Source organism: Phormidesmis sp. 146-33 (assembly GCF_052939515.1).
Map to the genome: position 1 here is coordinate 1 of NZ_JBJPHU010000008.1, position 19,884 is coordinate 19,884.

The 19,884-nt window shown below is 49.4% G+C and carries 19 protein-coding genes; 14 read left to right on the plus strand and 5 right to left on the minus strand.

Annotated elements, in window-relative coordinates:
• Positions 1–406 precede the first annotated feature (406 nt).
• On the minus strand, positions 407–1,318 hold the full coding sequence (locus ACJ2PR_RS05215) for a sensor histidine kinase (RefSeq protein WP_446871367.1): 912 nt from the start codon (positions 1,316–1,318) through the stop codon (positions 407–409).
• Positions 1,319–1,415: 97 nt separating this feature from the next.
• Here ACJ2PR_RS05215 and ACJ2PR_RS05220 point away from each other — a divergent pair, with 97 nt between their 5' ends.
• The 7 genes from ACJ2PR_RS05220 (at position 1,416) to ACJ2PR_RS05250 (ending at position 9,939) form a co-directional block, all read left to right on the plus strand.
• Entirely contained in the window at positions 1,416–2,555 is a 1,140-nt protein-coding gene (locus ACJ2PR_RS05220) for an anhydro-N-acetylmuramic acid kinase (protein ID WP_446876210.1), read from the plus strand.
• A 172-nt stretch (positions 2,556–2,727) separates the two neighbouring features.
• The gene (locus ACJ2PR_RS05225) at positions 2,728–3,174 is read left to right on the plus strand and encodes a hypothetical protein (protein ID WP_446861088.1); all 447 of its coding nucleotides are present in this window, start codon (positions 2,728–2,730) and stop codon (positions 3,172–3,174) included.
• Between the two features lie 349 nt (positions 3,175–3,523).
• Positions 3,524–5,050: a serine/threonine protein kinase gene (locus tag ACJ2PR_RS05230; RefSeq protein ID WP_446876211.1), complete on the plus strand. Its 1,527-nt coding sequence runs from the start codon at positions 3,524–3,526 to the stop codon at positions 5,048–5,050.
• A gap of 4 nt (positions 5,051–5,054) precedes the next feature.
• Positions 5,055–5,669: a 2OG-Fe(II) oxygenase gene (locus ACJ2PR_RS05235; RefSeq protein ID WP_446876212.1), complete on the plus strand. Its 615-nt coding sequence runs from the start codon at positions 5,055–5,057 to the stop codon at positions 5,667–5,669.
• Positions 5,670–5,701: 32 nt separating this feature from the next.
• Complete coding sequence (gene grxC / locus ACJ2PR_RS05240; protein WP_446861091.1) at positions 5,702–5,962, plus strand: glutaredoxin 3; 261 nt, start codon at positions 5,702–5,704, stop codon at positions 5,960–5,962.
• Between the two features lie 384 nt (positions 5,963–6,346).
• Positions 6,347–7,321, plus strand: coding sequence for a glutathione synthase (gene gshB / locus ACJ2PR_RS05245; RefSeq protein ID WP_446876213.1), 975 nt, complete (start codon positions 6,347–6,349; stop codon positions 7,319–7,321).
• A 434-nt stretch (positions 7,322–7,755) separates the two neighbouring features.
• Positions 7,756–9,939, plus strand: coding sequence for a CHASE2 domain-containing protein (locus tag ACJ2PR_RS05250; protein ID WP_446876214.1), 2,184 nt, complete (start codon positions 7,756–7,758; stop codon positions 9,937–9,939).
• A 311-nt stretch (positions 9,940–10,250) separates the two neighbouring features.
• Here ACJ2PR_RS05250 and ACJ2PR_RS05255 read toward each other — a convergent pair whose 3' ends face one another.
• The gene (locus ACJ2PR_RS05255) at positions 10,251–11,096 is read right to left on the minus strand and encodes a universal stress protein (protein ID WP_446876215.1); all 846 of its coding nucleotides are present in this window, start codon (positions 11,094–11,096) and stop codon (positions 10,251–10,253) included.
• 129 nt (positions 11,097–11,225) lie between these two features.
• Between ACJ2PR_RS05255 and ACJ2PR_RS05260 the strand changes: the two genes are divergently transcribed.
• On the plus strand, positions 11,226–11,705 hold the full coding sequence (locus tag ACJ2PR_RS05260; RefSeq protein WP_446861095.1) for an acyl-CoA thioesterase: 480 nt from the start codon (positions 11,226–11,228) through the stop codon (positions 11,703–11,705).
• A 41-nt stretch (positions 11,706–11,746) separates the two neighbouring features.
• Here ACJ2PR_RS05260 and ACJ2PR_RS05265 read toward each other — a convergent pair whose 3' ends face one another.
• Both ACJ2PR_RS05265 and ACJ2PR_RS05270 read right to left on the minus strand, forming a co-directional pair.
• The gene (locus ACJ2PR_RS05265) at positions 11,747–11,962 is read right to left on the minus strand and encodes a hypothetical protein (RefSeq protein ID WP_446861096.1); all 216 of its coding nucleotides are present in this window, start codon (positions 11,960–11,962) and stop codon (positions 11,747–11,749) included.
• A gap of 15 nt (positions 11,963–11,977) precedes the next feature.
• Positions 11,978–12,829 (minus strand): pentapeptide repeat-containing protein, encoded by an 852-nt coding sequence (locus tag ACJ2PR_RS05270; protein WP_446876216.1) that lies wholly within the window; start codon positions 12,827–12,829, stop codon positions 11,978–11,980.
• Between ACJ2PR_RS05270 and ACJ2PR_RS05275 the strand changes: the two genes are divergently transcribed.
• The 6 genes from ACJ2PR_RS05275 to ACJ2PR_RS05300 all read left to right on the plus strand — a co-directional run bounded on the left by ACJ2PR_RS05275 (position 12,801) and on the right by ACJ2PR_RS05300 (position 18,977).
• Positions 12,801–13,769, plus strand: coding sequence for a phosphodiester glycosidase family protein (locus tag ACJ2PR_RS05275; protein WP_446876217.1), 969 nt, complete (start codon positions 12,801–12,803; stop codon positions 13,767–13,769). The genes ACJ2PR_RS05270 and ACJ2PR_RS05275 overlap by 29 nt on opposite strands.
• A gap of 190 nt (positions 13,770–13,959) precedes the next feature.
• Positions 13,960–14,211: a DUF4351 domain-containing protein gene (locus ACJ2PR_RS05280; RefSeq protein WP_446876218.1), complete on the plus strand. Its 252-nt coding sequence runs from the start codon at positions 13,960–13,962 to the stop codon at positions 14,209–14,211.
• Between the two features lie 314 nt (positions 14,212–14,525).
• Positions 14,526–16,166, plus strand: coding sequence for an aldehyde dehydrogenase family protein (locus tag ACJ2PR_RS05285; RefSeq protein WP_446876219.1), 1,641 nt, complete (start codon positions 14,526–14,528; stop codon positions 16,164–16,166).
• Positions 16,167–16,246: 80 nt separating this feature from the next.
• Positions 16,247–17,479 carry an alpha/beta hydrolase fold domain-containing protein gene (locus ACJ2PR_RS05290; protein ID WP_446876220.1) on the plus strand — a complete coding sequence of 411 codons (1,233 nt, stop codon included), beginning with the start codon at positions 16,247–16,249 and terminating at the stop codon, positions 17,477–17,479.
• 224 nt (positions 17,480–17,703) lie between these two features.
• On the plus strand, positions 17,704–18,132 hold the full coding sequence (locus ACJ2PR_RS05295) for a BlaI/MecI/CopY family transcriptional regulator (RefSeq protein ID WP_446861106.1): 429 nt from the start codon (positions 17,704–17,706) through the stop codon (positions 18,130–18,132).
• The gene (locus ACJ2PR_RS05300) at positions 18,123–18,977 is read left to right on the plus strand and encodes a M56 family metallopeptidase (protein ID WP_446876221.1); all 855 of its coding nucleotides are present in this window, start codon (positions 18,123–18,125) and stop codon (positions 18,975–18,977) included. The genes ACJ2PR_RS05295 and ACJ2PR_RS05300 overlap by 10 nt, the downstream gene beginning before the upstream one ends.
• Positions 18,978–19,239: 262 nt before the next feature.
• Here the strand turns inward: ACJ2PR_RS05300 and ACJ2PR_RS05305 are convergent, their stop codons facing one another.
• On the minus strand, positions 19,240–19,866 hold the full coding sequence (locus ACJ2PR_RS05305; RefSeq protein ID WP_446876222.1) for a DUF4142 domain-containing protein: 627 nt from the start codon (positions 19,864–19,866) through the stop codon (positions 19,240–19,242).
• Positions 19,867–19,884 lie beyond the last annotated feature (18 nt).

Here is a 19,884-nt window from a genome sequence, read left to right on the forward strand (position 1 = left end):
GCACGGTTTTGAAGACCAGCGGAGTGGGTGACTGCTCCGCTGAGTTTAACCTGATCATAGATTTGAGAGAGTGAACTTGACAGTGCGAAGTTTTTCTCTTGAATAGAGAGTAGCAGACAAAAAAGGACATTCCAGTCCGAAAGCGGGCGGAATGTCAGAACCTGGCTGAATGGCTATCCGAGCAAGCAGATTGTGCGCCTGACACTTCAGCATCAACAGCCAATGATTTTTTCGAGAAGTAGAGTGCGTCTACTTCTGCCTCAATTGATTGCCGATAAAACTGGGTGATCTACATCACTGAATATGCTTGAGTTAACGGATTGATGCAACTGTCGAGGGGCATCAATAACTTTGCACTGTCCAGTTAGGTGAGTCATTTAGGAATTGTAATAACAAGCCGTGTTCCCTATCCGGGCTGGGTTTCTAGATTAACCGTGCCCTTAAGAAGTTCAATCCGCTCTGAGATTCCCTGTAGTCCAAATCCGAGGTGCTGCTGAGTGCGATCGAATCCTTGCCCATCATCACAAATTTCGACCACAATATCATCTGATAAAACATAGCCTCGTAGCGTAACATGGAGCGCCTGAGCATGTTTTTGAATGTTTATTAACCCTTCTTTGGCCACATAGTACAGTTGGTGACTAATGGAAAGCGACATCAGTGGAAGCTGTAAGTCAATGTCACAGACAATCCCTTGCTGATGGAGTTGTTCGGTGAGATGGGTTAGCGCCACATTTAGATCCATCGCTGACCCACGAATTGTAGACACTGTTTGGCGCACATCTTGCAAACACTGCCCTGTTAGAACCGCTGCTTTATCGATCGCTTGAAAAGCCCGATCAAGGTTGTGCGATCGCATTTTCTGTGCAACTTCTAGCTGTATGGCAGCCGATGTGAGCGTGTGTCCGAGTGAATCATGAATATTTCGGGCAATTCGCATTCGTTCTAAATCAGTAGCCAACGCTTCGACTTCTCTAGCCAACGCTTCTGATTGAGTGCGACTGCGCCGCTCTGCCCGAATCAAAAGATACAAGATCGCCGCAAACAAACTCCCCGCAAAGTGCATCAGAGTTGTCTGAATAATCACATAAGGCACCGTCAACTGTTGTCTCAGGGCAGCCGGGTTGATATCACCAAGAAATCGAGGAAGTGTCCACACGTTGTAAACAATCTGCGCCACTCCTAGCCCCAACAACATAAACACCACATCGCGAAATGACAGCAGAAAACAACTTTTGACAATGCTCCATAGAAACAGAAATCCGCTCTTTAAAACTTCTGTCCCTGCAAACAACAGCCCCAAATTGAGAATGCACATTTCTGCGGTCTCCCTTCAACTTTTGGCCACTTGAAGAGTCAAGAAAGCTATTCTGAAAGTAGGATCAATCGTCCCAATCACCCCTTGCTTCCCTACTATGCGCGTAATTGGACTGATGAGCGGCACCTCGATCGACGGCATTGATGCGGCTCTCGTAGAGATTTCAGGTCAGCGCCACGACCTCCAAATTGAGCTAATCGCGGGGCAAACTTTCCCATATCCCAAAGACTTGCGCCATCAGATTCTCAATGTCTGTAGTGGAGACAGTCTAACGATCGCTCAACTCGCTGATTTAGATGACGCGATCGCCCAACAGTTTGCCCAAGCCGCTCTCTCAATCCAAACTGGACATCCGACGGCTGACTTGATAGGCTCCCACGGTCAAACCGTTTACCACCGCCCACCCGCTCATTCACAGCATTCCCTCGGCTATAGTCTGCAACTCGGACGCGGAGCAACGATCGCTCACCTTGCCCAAATCCCCACAATTAGCAACTTTCGAGCCGCCGATATCGCCGCAGGTGGTCAGGGTGCCCCGCTCGTCCCCCCCGTCGATCAAGCACTGCTGTCTCACCCCACTTACACCCGCTGCATTCAAAACCTCGGTGGCATTGGTAACCTGGCTTATCTTCCCAAGAAACAAGAACCCGCAGGCAAAATTTTGGGCTGGGACACCGGGCCGGGAAACATGCTGCTTGATCTGGCCGTTCACCACCTTTCAGAGGGCAATCAGACGTTTGATTGTCATGGAGCCTGGGCCGCAACCGGAACCCCTGACCAAGCGCTGGTCGATCGCTGGCTTGAGCAGGACTATTTTCAGCTACCGCCACCCAAATCCACTGGACGAGAACAGTTTGGCGCTGACTACCTGCAAGCCTGTCTGACCGATGCTCAAGCATACAATCTCAACGCGGCTAACCTCTTAGCCACCCTCACTGACTTTACCGCCGCCGCGATCGCCCACAGCTATCAAACCTTTTTGCCCCAACTGCCCGATCAAGTTCTCCTCTGTGGAGGGGGTAGTCGGAATTTATACTTAAGAGAGAGAATACAGACTAGACTCAGTAATATCCCCGTGTTCACAACGGACGACTTTGGACTCAGCGCAGACTTTAAGGAAGCGATCGCCTTTGCTGTTTTAGCTTACTGGCGACGACACAAAATCCCTGGTAATCTTCCCGATGTCACAGGTGCCCGCCTTGCCGTTCCGCTAGGAGAAATCTACCAAGCCTCCTAAAACCGTTGCGTGATAGCATGGGATGCCATCGGAGCGGGTAATCTAGGGAGTGGGTGAGAGACAGCGCTTGACATTAACCAACAAGCCTGACCCAAACGATGGAACTCTCCTTTCCTCGTGCCTCTCGACAACCCCAATCTCCCAAGTCTGATTTGAGGCAAGGAATGCCACTGTGACCCATACCTTTTTAATGGAACCCGGCCGCTGGACGCTTCAAGGAAGCTGGCTAGAGCGCCACGGAATGCCCATCACCGTCAAAGGCAAAATTCTCGTCGCCTGGAGCCGTGACGACTGGTTTACGATGGTGACAAAGCTGATATTTCCGGGTGCCGATCGCGAAGAAATCAGCTTTCAATATCGAGGACGGCTCGATTCGGGCGATCGTCGCTATACTTTTGTGCTTCAACATAGCCTACTGGGTCGCGTCGAAGGAGAAGGCTGGATCGCCCCCGAATCAATCGTACAGCGCTATTGGGTACTGGGCGATCGTCAGCGACGCAGCGGGTTTGAAACCATGTACCGCATCGCCGACGGCAAATATTACCTTTCTAGCGGCATTTTGTCAGGGCACTACCTCACCAGTGCAATGGAAGCGACTTTAGAGAGATCGGACGGGTAAAGCCTGAAATCGCTACCATTAAATGAAAATAGATTAAAAGCAGACGATCCTTTGACTAGATTCATTCTTTATGACTTGGCGATCGCCCGTTTCTTCGTTACTTTTCTTTCGTTACTTTAGCAAGTGAGATGTCAATACTGGGTGCAATGTGCCTCTGACAAGATTACGCCGCAAGTCTTGACGCTTTATGCATCTCCTTACCTCTACTCTGTCTGCGTCTGTTTGAGTAAACTTGTTCAAAATTGCTGAAGGATCAGTCCAGTCGGCGAATCATTCAAAATTTAGAATGAGATCAGGCCCCTTTCCATCCATTTCCCCATTACTCCCTGTGTCCACCCGTTCATCCACAATGACAGACCCCCGAATCGGACAACTCCTGGCCAACCGTTACCAACTACAAGAACTCATCGGTCGCGGCGCAATGGGGCAGGTTTATCGTGCTGAAGATGTACTGTTGGGCGGTGTAGTGGTCGCCGTCAAGTTTTTGGCTCAGACGCTATTGACTCGCAAGATGCGCGATCGCTTTCGTAGTGAGGCTCGCACCTGTGCCCTCTTGAGCACTAAGAGTATGCACATTGTCCGCGTCATGGACTACGGCGTGGATGATCAGGATGTGCCTTTTTATGTGATGGAGTATCTGCAAGGGCACAGTCTGAGCGAAGTGATCACGACTCAAAATTTGCCACTGCCGCGATTTCTCACGATCGCTCGTCAGATCTGTCAGGGGTTGCAGTGCGCTCACCAGGGCATTTCGGTAGACAATTCGCTTTATCCGATCATTCACCGAGACATCAAACCCAGCAATATTCTAGTCAGTCAAGACCCTAGTTGGGGAGAGTTGGTCAAGATTCTCGACTTTGGCATCGCCAAGATTCTACAGGCCGATGTCAGTCAGACCAGTTCTTTTATGGGCACGCTGGCCTACTCCTCCCCCGAACAGATGGAAGGCCGCGAACTTGATCCTCGCTCAGACACCTATAGTTTGGGCGTGATGATGTTTGAGATGCTGACTGGCAGAATGCCTCTTCAGGTAGACACACACGCCTTTGGCAGTTGGTACAAAGCTCACCACTTTCAGCCGCCGCGCACCTTTGAAGAGATCAATCCCGCCCTCAAGCTGCCCAAGGTTCTCGAAAATCTGGTGATGAGTTGTCTGTCAAAGACTCCCCAAGATCGCCCCAAGAGCGTTGGCGAAATTCTCAAAGCGCTGGAGCCACTCGAACAACGCTACAACGCCACTCGCCAGATCAGTCATCGGATTGGGGAAGCGCTGCTCAAACGTCCGGTAATCACGCCGACCAGAGATCCCGATGCCATTTCGCCTGACGAAGCCTGTCAGCTTACGACCTGGCCGCAAAACAAGCCGGTCGCTCAGATTGTCTTTCCTCATGTGCTAAAGACCAAGCGAGAAGAGGTCGCAACGGTTTGGGTGATGCTTTCTCAGCAAGAGATTGAGAATATCCAACTCGGCAAGCTCTACAACAAGCTCTACAAAAACTTTTTGTGTTGTCTGTCGCCCCATCCGATGCTGCTCTGGGTGACGGCACTGTTTAACCCGCATCAACACAAGGAAACTGGCCCGCGTTGGCTGCGCTGCTATCTGGATATGAAGTCGCCGCAAGGACAAACGATCGCTCGCCTGCTGTGTGAACGAGAACAATACTATGTGCTATTTTTTGCATTAGAAGATCCTCACCACTGCGCTTATGTCATGCCTGTTGCCATCAATCCGTCTCAAAAATCGCAGATTCAAGAATGGCTGCTGGCGAGTCACCCGATGGTGTCGATCGGCAAGCCAGGAATCAGTAAAGAAATCTTGCAGGGAGAATTTGACAAGCTGAAGCCCAAAATTTCGGGAGAGTTAGCGCGACACTAAACTCATGACTCAACTTCAAACCGCGCCCTTTGTGCAACTCGATCGCTTTCTCAAGGAGCCAGCCCGATCGCGGATACTAGAAGCTGCGCTGAGTCGAGAAAGCGAATTTGTAGCGACGACGACTTCGACGGGGGAAACAGACTATCGGCGATCGCGGATTCTCTATCAGTTTCCAGACTTTGATTGGATGGTGAAACAGGTCGAGCTTGCCCTTCCCCAGGTGATGCTTCAGTTGGGATTGAACTTTGCGATCGCCGAAATTGAGATTCAATTAACCGCTCACAACGATGGGCACTACTACAAAATTCACAATGACAGCGGGAGTCCTGACGCAGCGACTAGACTGCTGTCCTATGTCTACTACTTTCATCGTCAACCCAAAGCGTTCTCAGGCGGCGAACTGAGGCTCTATGACTCGACGATGGAGTATGGCGATCAGTCGTCAGATTTTTGCACCATTGAACCGCAGGACGATCGCATCATTTTCTTTCCAAGCGATTGTCTGCATGAGGTGATGCCCGTGGTTTGTCCTTCTAGAGCCTTTGCTGACGGGCGATTTACGCTAAACGGCTGGGTGAGAAGTGGCAGCGGACTGTCTGAATCCACAGCAGCGTTCTAAAATTAACAAGTGTTGCTAACGTCAGAGAAATTATGCCGCCCAAAGTTGAGATTTATATCTGGACGACCTGCCCGTTTTGTATCCGTGCCAAAGCGCTATTAGACCGCAAGGGTGTTGAGTATACGGAATACAACCTGGACGGCGACGAACCGGGACGATCGCAGATGGCCAAACGCGCCAATGGTCGCAAATCGGTTCCCCAAATTTTTATCAACGATCAGCATATTGGGGGCTGTGATGATATTCATGCGCTCGATCGTCAGGGAAGACTTGATCCCTTACTACAAGCGTAGGCGGAGAGAAAATTCCTCGATCGTCGTCCAAACGCTTCAGGTTAGTCAGTTCAGTCAGGCTTTTTCGCTCCCTTGTAAAGCGCTTCTGCCCCCCAAGCTGCCGATTCTGAGGGACTTTAGAGCAAGACTTTGGATTGGCGAAAGAACCATACGGTTTCTCAGAAGTTCGATAGAGTTTTCTCGCTTTGGTGTTCTCATAGTCTGCCTTCCCCAATCCTGGCGGACTTTCAAGCAAGCGTTCTGGCTCAAATTCCATTTGGGGGGTTTAGAGGAGGTTCTCGAATAGGCCATTGCAGCAAAGCCGTTTATCGAATTCACGCTTTTTAGAAACGACTCAAAATTCACCCGTCCCACCCTCAGACTTTACCAACCAGGACATTCCCCGTGAAACTCGCCTTTATCATCGACCCAATTGACCATCTCGACCCGACCCATGACACCAGCGTTGCCTTAATGGAAGCGGCCCAGCAACTAGGACATGAAGTTTGGGTGACTCAAGCAAATCGGCTGAGTGTCATCGGAGGCAAAGCCTGGGGACAGTTAGCGCAAGTGCATCTCACCCCTGTCAAACTGGTCGAAGGTCGCTGGGTAGCGATCGCGTCCTGGTTCACGCTAGAAGCGCCGATCTTCTGTCTTCTCGAAGAGATGGATGCCGTCTTTATGCGGATTGATCCTCCTGTGGATACGGCTTATTTGTACGCGACTTACATTCTTGATTATGTCGATCCGAGTAAAACTCTGGTGCTCAATTCGCCTGATGGCATCCGAGCTGCCAACGAGAAAATGTATGCGCTGCAATTTACCGACGCGATTCCAGAAACGATCGTCAGTCAAGACAAACAGGTGATTCGCAAGTTCTTAGAGCAACAGGGAGCCGCCGTTCTCAAACCGCTGGGAGGCAAAGCAGGAGAAGGCATTCTGTTTTTGCAGCCCGACGATCGCAACTTTAACTCGATCGTTGAAATCAGTACGCTACAGGGCAAGCTTCCGGTCATGGTGCAGACTTATCTGCCTCAAGCCAAAGAGGGCGACAAGCGGATCATTCTATTAAACGGGGAGCCGATCGGGGCGGTTAATCGGATTCCGACAGGCAGCGATTTTCGAGGCAACATGGCGGTTGGGGGGCGCGTCGCTCAGGTGGAGATCACCGATCGCGAATATCAAATTTGTACTCAGTTAGCCCCAACGCTCCAGCGAGACGGCTTGATTTTTGTCGGAATTGACATCATTGGCGGCTACCTGACTGAGGTGAATGTCACCAGCCCAACCGGGATTCGAGAAGTCGATCGGCTCAACAGCGCTCAACTTGGCTTTGAGGTCATTCGTTGGGTCACTGAAAACACTAGAAGCAAGCAGTAGATCAGCCCTGGGCACGCTCAAACCCATATGCTAGAATGCTCCGAACTGAGACAAGTGAGCAAAATTTGGTGTGCAAATTGCATATAGCCGCCACCAGACTGACTCTCAGCGCAACCCTCGTTTTAGATACTTTAGAAAGGAACAGACAGCGACAAGCCCCCTTGTACTGCCTGCCCTTTGTAGGAAGCTCTTTAGCTCTCCTGAATAGAAACTAACCTACTGGGTGGTCAGTTCAGGCAAAGCAGTGATGAAGAAATGGCGGTCAAATGCTAAGTTTGTTGACTTAATGCCTGCCTATGCGGTTTGCTCGACAAATTGTGAAGTGACCGCTTCTTTAAAGCTTTGAGTAGAAGTAGACACGATAATCCTACGGATTCGATCAAAAAGGTTTGCTTTTCTTAGCAGGAGTTTCAACGCTTTTTTAGTAGCGGATCATGATGCAGTCGATCAGACGGCAGAAGCATATCTGGACAAAGCTTGTCACCTCTGTCTGGAAGAGGCGACGAGGGTGGATCACAGCGTCTGGGGTCGCAACCTGCGTGCTGGTGATTCGGTTGACGGGGCTGCTGCAATCGTGGGAGTTGTCTACGCTGGATCAGTTTTTTCGCTTTCGACCGCTGGAGCCGATCGACGAGCGCATTGTGATTATTGGCGCAAATGAAGCCGACCTACAGCGACTGGGGTTTCCGATTCCAGATTGGGCGCTGGCAGAGTTGTTGCGAAAGATACAAGCAGCCCAACCACGGGCGATCGGGCTTGATTTTTATCGAGATCTCCCAGTGGGGACGGGTTATGAGCAGTTGATCAAAGCCTATGAAGAGATTCCCAATCTGATTGGTATTGAGCAACTCAAGGATCGAGAAGGCTCTGGGGTCGCGCCGCCGCCTGTCTTGAGCAAATTGGGTCAGGTGGGCTTTAACAATGTGGTGTATGATGCCGATCGCAAGATTCGACGAACTCTGCTCTATTGGCAGGTAGACACTCAAATTCGTCAAAGTTTTTCTCTGAAGTTGGCGTTGATCTACCTCAAACAAAAGGGCATCCAGGAAGAAGCGTCTCCTGCCAACCCTCGCTATTTGCGGCTTGGTCGCGCTGTTTTTCCGCAGTTTGAGTTCAATGATGGGGTGTACGTGCGGGCGGATGCAGGTGCGTATCAAATTTTGGCAAACTATCGCGGCCCGTCCGGGTTTTTTAAGACGGTTTCGATTCGAGATTTGATGGAGGGGCGAGCTTCACCGGAGATTTTGCGCGATCGCATTGTCCTCATCGGTTCGACTGCCACTAGCGTCAAAGATTTTTCAGCAACGCCCTACAGCAGCAGTTGGACAGGCGTGCCAAAACTCATGGCTGGAGTCGAACTGCAAGCTAATTTTATCAGCCAAATTCTCAGCACGACCCTGGACGATCGCCCACTGCTCAAAGTCTGGCTAGAACCCGTTGAATGGCTGTGGATCTGGGTTTGGGCAGTTGTGGGCACCAGATTAAGCTGGCGGCTGCGATCTCCTCGGCGATCGGGGCTGGCGATCGGGCTGGGCAGTTTGGCGCTCATGCTCATGGGCTATGGGGGATTTTTGGCGGGTTGGATTGTGCCCGTCGTGCCGCCGCTGTTGGCGCTGGCAAGTTCTGCGATCGTGATTATCAGCCACATTGCTCACTCAGAAGTAGAACTAAAGCGGTCTAAAGAATTTTTACATCGCATCATTAATACCATTCCTGACCCGATCTTTGTTAAGGATAATAACCACCGTTGGATTGTATTAAATGAAGCTTTTTCCAGATTTTTAGGAAAGCCAATCAACGAGTTAGTAGAAAAGTCAGATTATGACCTATTTCCCACACACGAAGCAGATGTTTTTTGGCAACAAGATGATCTCGTTTTTAGATATGAGCATGAGTTAGAACACGAAGAAGAATTCACCAGTCTGGACGGCACCACTCATCAGATTGCTACAAAGCGATCGCTGCACAAAGACGCTGCCGGAAATTTGTTTCTTGTCGGTGTGATCCGCGATATTACTCAGCGCAAAACGATCGAAGAAGAACTACGAAGAACGACCGCAGAACTGTCGCGATCGAACGCCGAACTCAGGGTTTCGCAGGATCGTTTGAGCTATCTAGCCAATCATGATGCGCTAACAGGTCTGCCTAATCGAAATCTCTTCTATGAGCGACTTAACCAGTGTCTCACTTGGGCAAAAACCAACGAACAAATGATTGCCTTATTGTTTTTAGATCTGGATGGGTTTAAGCAGATCAATGATACGTTGGGGCATGGAGTTGGAGACATCTTATTACAGGCGGTTGCCAAAAGATTGAATGGATGTCTACGCACCAGTGACACGGTAGCTCGATTGGGCGGTGATGAGTTTGTGATTATTCTCCCAGCGATCCCAGATGCGTCAGATGTGGAGAAAGTCGCCGAAAAAATTCTTTCTACATTGGCGCAATCGTTTGCAATTTCAGGTCATACAATTTCTGTTACGACTAGCGTTGGAATTAGCGTTTACCCAAACAATGGCGAAGAGATAGAGGCTCTGATTCAGCAGGCGGATGACGCGATGTATCAAGCAAAAGAGAGCGGGAAAAATCAGTTTAGGGTTTCACCTGGCGCTTTTTGAATTAGCGTCAATTCGAGAAATTTCTTAGCTTTGTTATTGAGCGCTTTTGCTCCCCAACCCCTTGATTCTAGGAGCATTTTAGATGAGAATTCCAATTTAGGATTACGTCGGTTCGGTAAAGTTTTTCCGCTTTGTTCTTTAAATCTTTCGCGTCTCAACCTCTCCATTTGGGGACTTTTAGACAAGATTCGCAGTGCAAAATTCACTCAATCCATCAGTCTGTCAAACTGCGAGGAGAGATGCTGAAAGAGAGGCCAAGTTAATTTTTTCTCCCTCATCCCTCCTCGCAAAATTGATCTCTTTCTAACCGTCTAGCCCGTCGTGCGGGTCAACAACACAGGGCAATTGGCATACACTCGCACATAATCTGATAGCGATTTGCCCAATAAGCGATCGAGATCCGGCAGTCCTTTGGCGATCGAGGGACGGCGATCGGGCGACCCCAAGATCAACAGGTCAGTTTTTGTGTCTTCGGCCAGGCGACAGAGCGTTTCTCCAGGTTTGCCGCCTGAAACTAGACAGCGATAGGCAACGCCGAGTTTTTTGGCTTCGGCAACCGCAAAGGAGAGAGACGGATCTTTTTCCGCTTCGGCACCCGCTTTTTCGGCAGATTTGGTGTTGGAGTCTACATGAACCAGAATCAGTTGTCCACCTTTGATGTCACGCAGCAGAGAGAGCGCCAGTTGTAGAGAGTCTTTAGCGGCTTCTGACTGATCGATCGCCACCATGACGCGATTAATCTTACGCACAAAAATATCGTCTTTGACCAGCAGCATCGGGCGATCGGATAGCTGAAACACATACTGGCTAACAGAATTTTCTAAAATCGACACCAGACGCTTCAATCCGCGCGATCCCATGATGATCAGGTCAGCGTTGATTTCTTCGGCAACTTTGCACACGACATCTTTGGGATCACCCTGACGCAACATTGCCGCTGCATGATTGGGATCAAGATTCAACGCCTGAATCGCCTTTGCCAGCGTTTTGCCGCCTTCTTCCCATTTTTCAGTCATCGCATCGGCAGACACTTGAGGCGGAACGACGTGTAAAACCGTGACAAACGCCCGTTGGATAAAAGGGATCTCTAAAAGCGCCTTGAGCATTTCTTCAGATTGTCCGGTTCCGGAGTCGGCTAACAAAATCTTTTCTATCATCAAATTGCCTCGTCTTTTAATCGTGATTACGATCGTGCCTTAGACGCTGTACCTTTGTTGCCAAAACGTTGCAATGGTTAACAGTGAAAGGTTACGAGGCTTAACATAAAGTGATCTCTAGGATGGGTTATGAACGTATCAGAACAACCTCAGCTACCAACGACCAACATTATTCAACCTCAGCTACTCGCAGCCTCAACGGAGTGGTTTGAGTATCCCGTCAAGGCCTACCCTCACCAAACTGACTATGTAGGCAGCGTTTGGCATGGCACTTATATCACCTGGCTCGAAGAAGCTCGAATCGAATGGCTGCGATCGATTGGCGTTGAGTTTGCCGATCTGGTGGCAGTGGGCTGCAATATGCCTGTCGTCGAGTTGTCCATTCGCTATCATCTGCCGATCAGCATGGGGACGGAAGCCGTGATCAAAACTCGCATGGCTGAGATGAAGGGGGTGCGGTTAAATCTGGAACATGAGGTGCGGTCGCCCGATGAGACTATTCTGTATTCGACCGCGCAGGTCACGCTGGTCACGGTTGATTTGGAGAAGGGCAAGGTCATGCGCCAGTTGCCCCCCGTGATGAAGGATGCACTAGAGAAAGTGAGGTAAGCAGATGAAGGGTGAATGGGCTAATTTTAAAGCGTCTCCGTTCATCCTTTACCGAAGACTGTTTGCCAAAGATATTGAATTAGCTGGATTACTTGTTCGAGAATTTTTTCGGCTCCGATGCCAAAGACAAATTGCAGAATCAGGACGATCGCTGCAATCACCAGAGCCGTCGTCACCGTTGCTTTGACAACTTTAATCAGCCAGGTAAATACGAGAACCGAAATCGCGATCGCCGCCGCTATAAGAATCAAGTTCATATGAATTTACGGGTCTTAGGTGGTGGATTTATCTTCCCTGAAATCGTCGATCGCTCCTGAAAAATCTGTGTGGGGTAGCGATTTGTCAAACAAAGCATGAGTCAAATTGGCGTTTTTAAAAGAGGTGCCAACCGCTAGTTTTACCAGCCAGATGACCTGTTTGAGCGAGATCAACGTCAGCCAAATATACAGTAAAGATGTCACCGTAAAGAAGATTCCCCAGGCAACGTGACGAGTGCTGAGAAAAGTGCTGGCAGTGGCACTGAGCAGAAAGGCAGCTCCATACGTGTTGATAAAGCCTGCGGTCGCGATCGCAATTCTCATTTCAACCCGACGCACGAATCGGCTGATCAAAAGGCTCAAAATAGCAGTGAAGATCGCGCCAATTGTTGCCAATTTAGCATTATTGTCTGTCAAAGTTCCAACATAAAAAAAGCCAATCAGTCCCCCGGTGAGGGTAGCGGATAGACACTCGGACAGTCTGATGAAGCGATCGACCTTTAAAGATTTTCGCCAGCTTGCACCGCACACAGAAACCACCCCTGCCACACCCAAAAACCCATGCAAAAATACAACATAAGACCAGGCTCGACTATTCGGAATCTGACCTAAAGAGCCAAACGCCAATCGAGCTACTACATTGCCAACCAGCAGCATTATGCAAGCCGCGATCGCTCCCCCCAATATTAATTTGATTGGAGACAGACCCGCTCTAACGCCCACAAAATTTGCCCCTACTAGTTGAGCATTGCTAAAATCGCAGCCGCGAATATCTGAGTTGTGAAAGTCGGCTCCATTTAGATTTTGAAATTTGAACGAGCGATTTTGCAGGTTGCGATTGGCTCGCTGGGGTGAAGAATCCGGCATAGAGGTTAATGTAGGACTGCTGTTATTGTGGTTGTCTGTGCAAGCGTCTCACTATTATCTCAAAAAGATTTGGGGGGTCATCGGTGTGATCTGTTTGCTGGTTCCCCTGATCTGGTTTAACGTTTCTTATTTCTCACGTCCGCCTCAAGTGAATGAACAGCGATCGCTCTTTCCAGGAATTGTCTATCGGCGTGAAGTGCGATCGCTGCCTCGTCCGATGGTGATTCATCTCGCTGAGATTGATTTGACTGCACCAGGAATTGGCGTTTTTGTTACGCCTGCGGTGGAGAAAACACCCGAAACAACTGCTCGAACGGTTTCGCAATTTGTGACTCAATTCAATTTACAGTTGGCCATCAATGCAAACTTTTTCTATCCCTTTTATGAAGAAACTCCGTGGGATTATTTTCCACAGGTCGGCGATCGGGTTGAAAGTTTGGGGCAGGTGATTTCTAATGGCAATGCCTATTCGCCAGGTGACGCAGCGTGGGATGTGATCTGTTTTGCGGCAGACAATCGGGCCCAGATTATCAAAGGTGGCTTTTGTCCAACAGGAACAATACAAGCCGTTGCGGGCAATCAGTTATTGGTTGAAAATGGGCAGCTTGCCCAAAATCTCAACGATCCGCAAGACAAACCTTATCCGCGTGTGGTGGTCGCAATTGATCGCGCGGGTCAAAAGCTTTGGGTGATTTTGGTCGATGGCAAACAGCGTCTTTATAGTGAAGGCATGACGATCGCAGAACTAGCTAAATTTGTGCAACAGTTGGGAGTCGATCGAGCCTTGAATCTGGACGGGGGCGGATCAACGACGCTGGTCATGGGGACGCGATTAGGTGCCAAAGTTCTCAATGCTCCGATTCATACCAAAGTGCCAATGCGAGAACGTCCCGTTGCCAATCAATTGGGCTTTTATGCGCTTCCCGATCGTTCGTTGTGAGGTCAAAATTCTGTAAGATGAGACTTCCGCAGACTTTCCTTTTTCTGTCTATGCGTAATTACAATTGTGGTAGCTAAATCTAGCACTGATCAAGACTCGCCGTGGAAGCGAATTTTGCAGCAGTACTTTCAGGAAGCAATTGAGTTTTTCTTTCCAGACATAGCTAAAAGCCTACGAGGAGGAACGTCAGATGCGCTACATTACGAGTGTTGAACGAATTGGCTACGATCGAGGAAAACAAGAAGGCCGACAAGAAGGCCGACAAGAGGAGCGGCAATCACTAATTTTTCTACTGTTAGAGCAGAAAGTAGGGCAGTTACCCAAGTCTCTCAGCGATCGCATCTTGACCCTATCCACTCAACAACTAGAAGCGCTGGCGATCGCTCTGCTTAACTTTACGTCGATCGCTGACCTCACTGCTTGGCTAGATAAGATGGGCTGATTGTATAGAAAGCGATCGTTCCATTGGATGTACTTCAGATACCAGTGAGCAATTTAGTTTGATTAGGCTATTAATCTTGTTGTCTAGATAGCCAATAACTTAATTTATATGTAATTTCAAAATCTTCTTCAATTAGAGAGTAAGCCTCATAAAATCTAACCGCTAATAAACTCACTACAAAGGCCATAAATAAATGTCATGAATGTCATCAGCACTATTATTTGACAGCCCGTGTAGCTCACAGCATGAAGATCAAATGCTTGGTATCAATGTGAAGATAATAAGATGTTGGAGACCTGTGCTGATATGAATTTATGCAGGATAAATCAAACTTATCTTTTCTTGAAACTTCAACTCACGAGGCAGATCGAGCGATCGACCAACTCAGCGATCGTAAGCAAGTCTGGATCACGACAGATACTTCAAGACGCATCGAATATTTACACCGCTGTATCAAAAGTGTGATTGCTGTCGCAGAAGAGTGGTCAAACGCTGCTTGCATCGCGAAAGGGATTGATCCGACTTCACAACTGGCAGGCGAAGAATGGATGGCTGGAGCCGTAGCGACGTTGCTAAATATACGCCAGTTGATCACCTCCCTTCAAGCAATCGGACAGCCTCGCTCGGTAAAAATTCACACCCGATCGAACGATCAGATCGTCGCTCAAGTCTTTCCAAGAAGCTTTGTCGATCGCTTGCTGTGGCTGGGTTTTAGAGGCGAAATCTGGATCGAACCTGGCAAACCCGCCACTCAAGGACTCATCTATCACAATAAGCCCGCGAATGGGAAAGTTGCACTTGTGTTGGGCGCTGGAAATATCTCCTCGATCGCGCCAATGGATACGCTCTACAAACTCTTTGTTGCAGATCAAGTCGTGCTGCTCAAGATGAATCCAGTCAACGACTACATGGGAGCCATTTTAGAACAAGCGCTACAGCCTTTGATCGCCGATGGATTTGTGCAGATCGTTTACGGTGGGGCCGATTTGGGACGCTATCTCTGTCAGCATTCTCAAATTGACACCATTCACATGACAGGATCGGCTCAAACGCATGATGCGATCGTCTGGGGCAATTCACAAACACCCCTCCAGAAGCCCATCACGTCAGAATTGGGCTGTGTCACCCCGATTTTGGTCGTTCCTGGCGACTGGTCAGCCTCAGATCTGGCGTTTCAAGCACGTCACGTCGCTTCGATGGTGGTACACAATGCCAGTTTTAACTGTGCCGCTGCCCAGGTCTTAGTCACGTCAAAAAGTTGGCCACAGCGTGAAGCCTTTCTCACCCAACTTAAACAAGAACTTGCAAAAATCCCGGCGCGTCAGGCGTACTATCCAGGAGCAGAAGAACGGTATCAGGCGTTTCTCGATCGCTATCCCCAGGCAGAAATTGTGGGCGAAAAAGTAGCTGGATCGGTGCCGTGGACAGTGATTTCAAAAGTGGACGAGTATGCGCTGACGACAGAAGCGTTTTGTGGCATTGTGGCAGAAGTTCAGTTAGAAGAGGCGGAGGTTAAAAGCTTTTTAATCGCAGCGGTTGAGTTTGCCAATACAAAAATCTGGGGCAACTTGTCCTGTATGGTGTTGATTGATTCTGTCACTCAAAAGCACTGTGCAAGGGAATTGGAACATGCGATCGCTCACCTGCAATATGGCGCGATCGGAATCAACGTTTGGACGGGCATCATTTATTTCCTCAGTTCGCTCACCTGGGGCGCTTTTCCAGGCAATTCGCTCAAAAATATTCAGTCAGGGTGCGGCATCGTTCACAATACTGACCTGTTTGAACATCCCCAAAAATCAGTGCTGCGTGCCCCCTTTCGGATTCGTCCGACTCCTAGCTGGTTTGCGGGTCACAAGACAATATTGCCCCTCGCTCAAGCCTTTGCAACCCTACAGGCAGCCCCCAATTGGAGACAGTTTATTAAGGTCGCCTGGTTAGGACTGTGGGGATGAGTGCTTAACGGGCAAAGGGGGTTGAATCAGGGAAGCAGAAAAGACCGATCGAGAGCCGTTTTCCGTCCACTAGGAGGTCAATGAACAGAAAGCGAAGGTCAAATCAAAGCACGATCGCGGGGTGTGTGGCGCTGTTATTTTCACTGCTGATTCCTTCTTTGTTGAGTTTAGTTGGGCTGTTTCTCTCGCTGTGGATTGTTACGCCTGCGCCTACTTTTTTACTGTTACCGCTGGCCGTTGGTGCCCCAGAAGTGAGTCCCTGGCTAATCGCGCTCAATCTTTTTGCGGTTCTTTTGATGCTGAGAGGCCTTCATCACGGTTGGATCTATCGAATCGCATTTGCGTGTAGCGTTGTAGCTTTTGTGTTGAGCTTGATTCCTCTGATGCAGTTTCCGATCGCCCATCAACGAGCCTCTACAGCAATGCGTCAAGCGTTAGGAGAAGCCTATCTATCAGAGATTCCTCAAGAAAAACAGGCGCAGTTTCGACTGTCTCCCTTCGCGTTGCTAGATTCGTTTCGTGGCATTCCGCTTGGTGAAATTCGCTATACCCCTGGTATTCAATTTGCGAATCCTGACAGTGCAGTTTTAAAGTTAAATTTATATCAACCGTCGCAGTCTGGAAAGTATCCCGCGATCGTGATCATTTATGGAGGCGCATGGCGATCGGGCACGCCCAGCAGCAATGAGGCGTTTAGTCGATATATGGCGGCGAGGGGCTATGTCGTGGTGGCTGTAGATTATCGTCACGCCCCTGAGTTTCGATTTCCGGCACAAGTTGAAGACATCAAAACGGCGCTCAATTTCATTCGTCAAAGTGCAGATGACTATGAAATTGATCTCGATCGCGTGGCCGTCATGGGACGATCAGCAGGTGCCCATTTAGCGATGCTGGTAGCCTATCCCCCCAATTCTTTTCCCTTTCGCGCTGTCGTCAACTACTATGGCCCAGTTGATCTGACGGTTGGCTATCGCGATCCGCCTGACCCTGACCCGATCGATTCTCGCACTGTTCTTAAAGCCTTTTTGGGTGGCACTCCTGACGAATTGCCCGAAGCTTATCAGTTCGCTTCTCCGTTGAGCTATGTGACGCGCCCATTGCCGCCCTCGCTGCTCATCTATGGCAAAAACGATCATTTGGTGCAGTCAAAATTTGGACGAGCCTTGTTTGAGCAACTTAAACTTGTCAACAGTCAGGCAGTTTTTATCGAGATTCCCTGGGCAGAACATGCGTTTGACGCTGTATTTAACGGAGTCAGCAATCAGTTAGCGTTATATTACACCGAGCGGTTTTTGGCATCTGTCCTTCGTTAATCTGAGTTCGATAACGTTTTTTCGCTGCAATGTTCGGCGCTTCTATCCTCCAACCCCCCAATTACAAGGTCAAACTATCGCTGTGAATATTGCAAAACTCCCTCATGCCTGACTGAAACTCACATAATTGGGAGCACACCGACGGGCAGAGCAACTGTCAGCTTAGACAACTCGGCTAAGAACTGCTATAAAATAAACCGAGAACGCCGCACATTTGGAGTGAAATGGTTTCTTTACCCAACCATCGTCCCAAGCAGCTTTCGCTGGGCCCCTTAGAGGCAGAAATTCTGCAAATCATCTGGGAATTGGGCAGCGTCACTGTCAAAGAGGTTCACGATCGCATTCTCACTGACCCCGATCGCGAGTTAGCTTACACCTCTGTCACCACGGTACTCAATCGGCTAACCAAAAAGGGTTGGCTGGCTTGTGATAAACAAAATCGCAGCTTTTCGTGGCGACCGCTCATTTCACAAGGTGAGGCGAATGCGCTGCAAGCTTATGAACAGTTAAACCAGTTTTTGGCGGTCGGAAACCCTGATGTGGTCGCTGCGTTTGCCGATAGTCTCGATCAAGCCAGCGTCGAACAGCTAGAAGCGATCGCCCAAAAACTACAAGCCGCTCGTCGAGCCAGGGAGGGAAAATCATGCACTTGATCTTGCTGTTGTCTGCGCTGAGTGCGGCGTTTGGCGTTCGTTATATCAGCTTAAATGCTCAACCGACGACTCGCTGGAATCGCATCCTGGGACTATTTCTCTTTTCGCCACTGCTGCTCTTGACGACGGCGATCGCCATTCTCTGTATGGGGCCACGCGGTCAGATGGTGCGCTGGTGGGAAGGCTGGGGCAGTTATGGATTGGCGATCGGATTTTTGAGTTTGGCGATCATTCTGGGCATCCGTTTGTTGATTGAAGGGCGGCGATCGCTTCAAAAAATTCGTCAGTGTCCCCTAGTCGAGGTGTCTGGGAGAACGGCTCGATTGATCGAAAACCCTACGCCCTTTGTCGCTCAAATTGGATTTTGGCAACCAGAGTTAGTTGTAAGCAACGGATTACTAACTTCGCTGGATAATGAGCATTTAGCAGTCGTCTTTGTCCACGAGCAGGGGCATTTTTACTACCGCGATACCTTCTGGTTTTTTTGGCTCGGTTGGCTACGTCGGCTCACAACCTGGCTGCCCCAAACCGAAGCGCTCTGGCAAGAGCTTCTGATCTTACGCGAACTGAGAGCCGATCGCTGGGCCACTCAAACCGTGGATAATCTGCTGTTGGCGGAGGCGTTACTTTCTGTAGTCAGCGCGCCTCAGATTCAGCCCGAAGATTTGTGTGCTTCTTTTAGCAGTGCTGTGGTGAGAAATCGACTTGAAGAACGAATTGATGCTTTGCTAGACGAGTCAGACTGGTCGATCGAAGGGCAATCCTTTGCGGGTCACTTCAAGAAATCGTGGCTATGGCTGCTTTTGGTTTTGCTTCCTCTCGTGGTTGTCCCCTTCCACACTTGAGACGAGAACAGGCGAGGACAAGCAAATAATCGAAAGGGGCGTGTGACAGAGCATCATTTCGCCCCTCTTTTTATCTAAATTAATGTCAATTCGACAACGGTTTTTCACTGCGTTACTTAGTGCTTCTGCCCCACCCTCCCAATTCTGGGAGACTTTAAGAGAGGATTTTCGGTTCAAAGTCCCTCACTCGTGGGGGATTTAGGGGCTGCCCAAATGACAACCGCAGCGAGAGATTTCATCAAATTCACATTATTCAAGATGGCTACTGCGCCGTTGCAGGTTGTTGGGGCACAGAGGCACCGGGACGACTGGAATCGTTGTAGCGTCGGGGCACTTGAGCAAATCTATAATTGGTCAAACTGCTGGCAGTTGTGAAGTGCTGATTGATCAGGGGCAAGCCTTTGTTAGCTAATCCAATCAGATCGGGATTTTGACCAAAAGCAGCCTCACGTTGAAAAATCGCAGCATTCTCTAAGTGAGCATTCACGCCGCCTTCATCCAGATAAGCCCGATCGAACTGCACTCCAGAAAGGGGCTTCATGCGATCCATGATGGCTTGTTGTTTGGGGCCGGGTGCCGTTGGCAGTGAAATTCTCAGTTTGGGGGCGATACGTTGCAGGTCAGCTTTTACTTGAGTTTGCTCGTTGATTTCAGCTTGGGCAAAGTTTCTGACGTTGGGGTTGTTCGATCGCTGCAAGGCCAGTTGTCCCAGCATGATGTTGCCCAATCCAGCTTGACCCGCGTCTAAAACAAATTGGCGATCGAGGGTGTTAGCTTGAGCATTGGGAGCGGGCGTGATACGAGGGGTTTGAGCCACTGCGGAGTAGCCGATCGAGATAAAAAATCCAACAACGATAAACGCGAGGGCGGCTAGAACTTTTCTGTTCATTTCTAATTTTCCTGATCA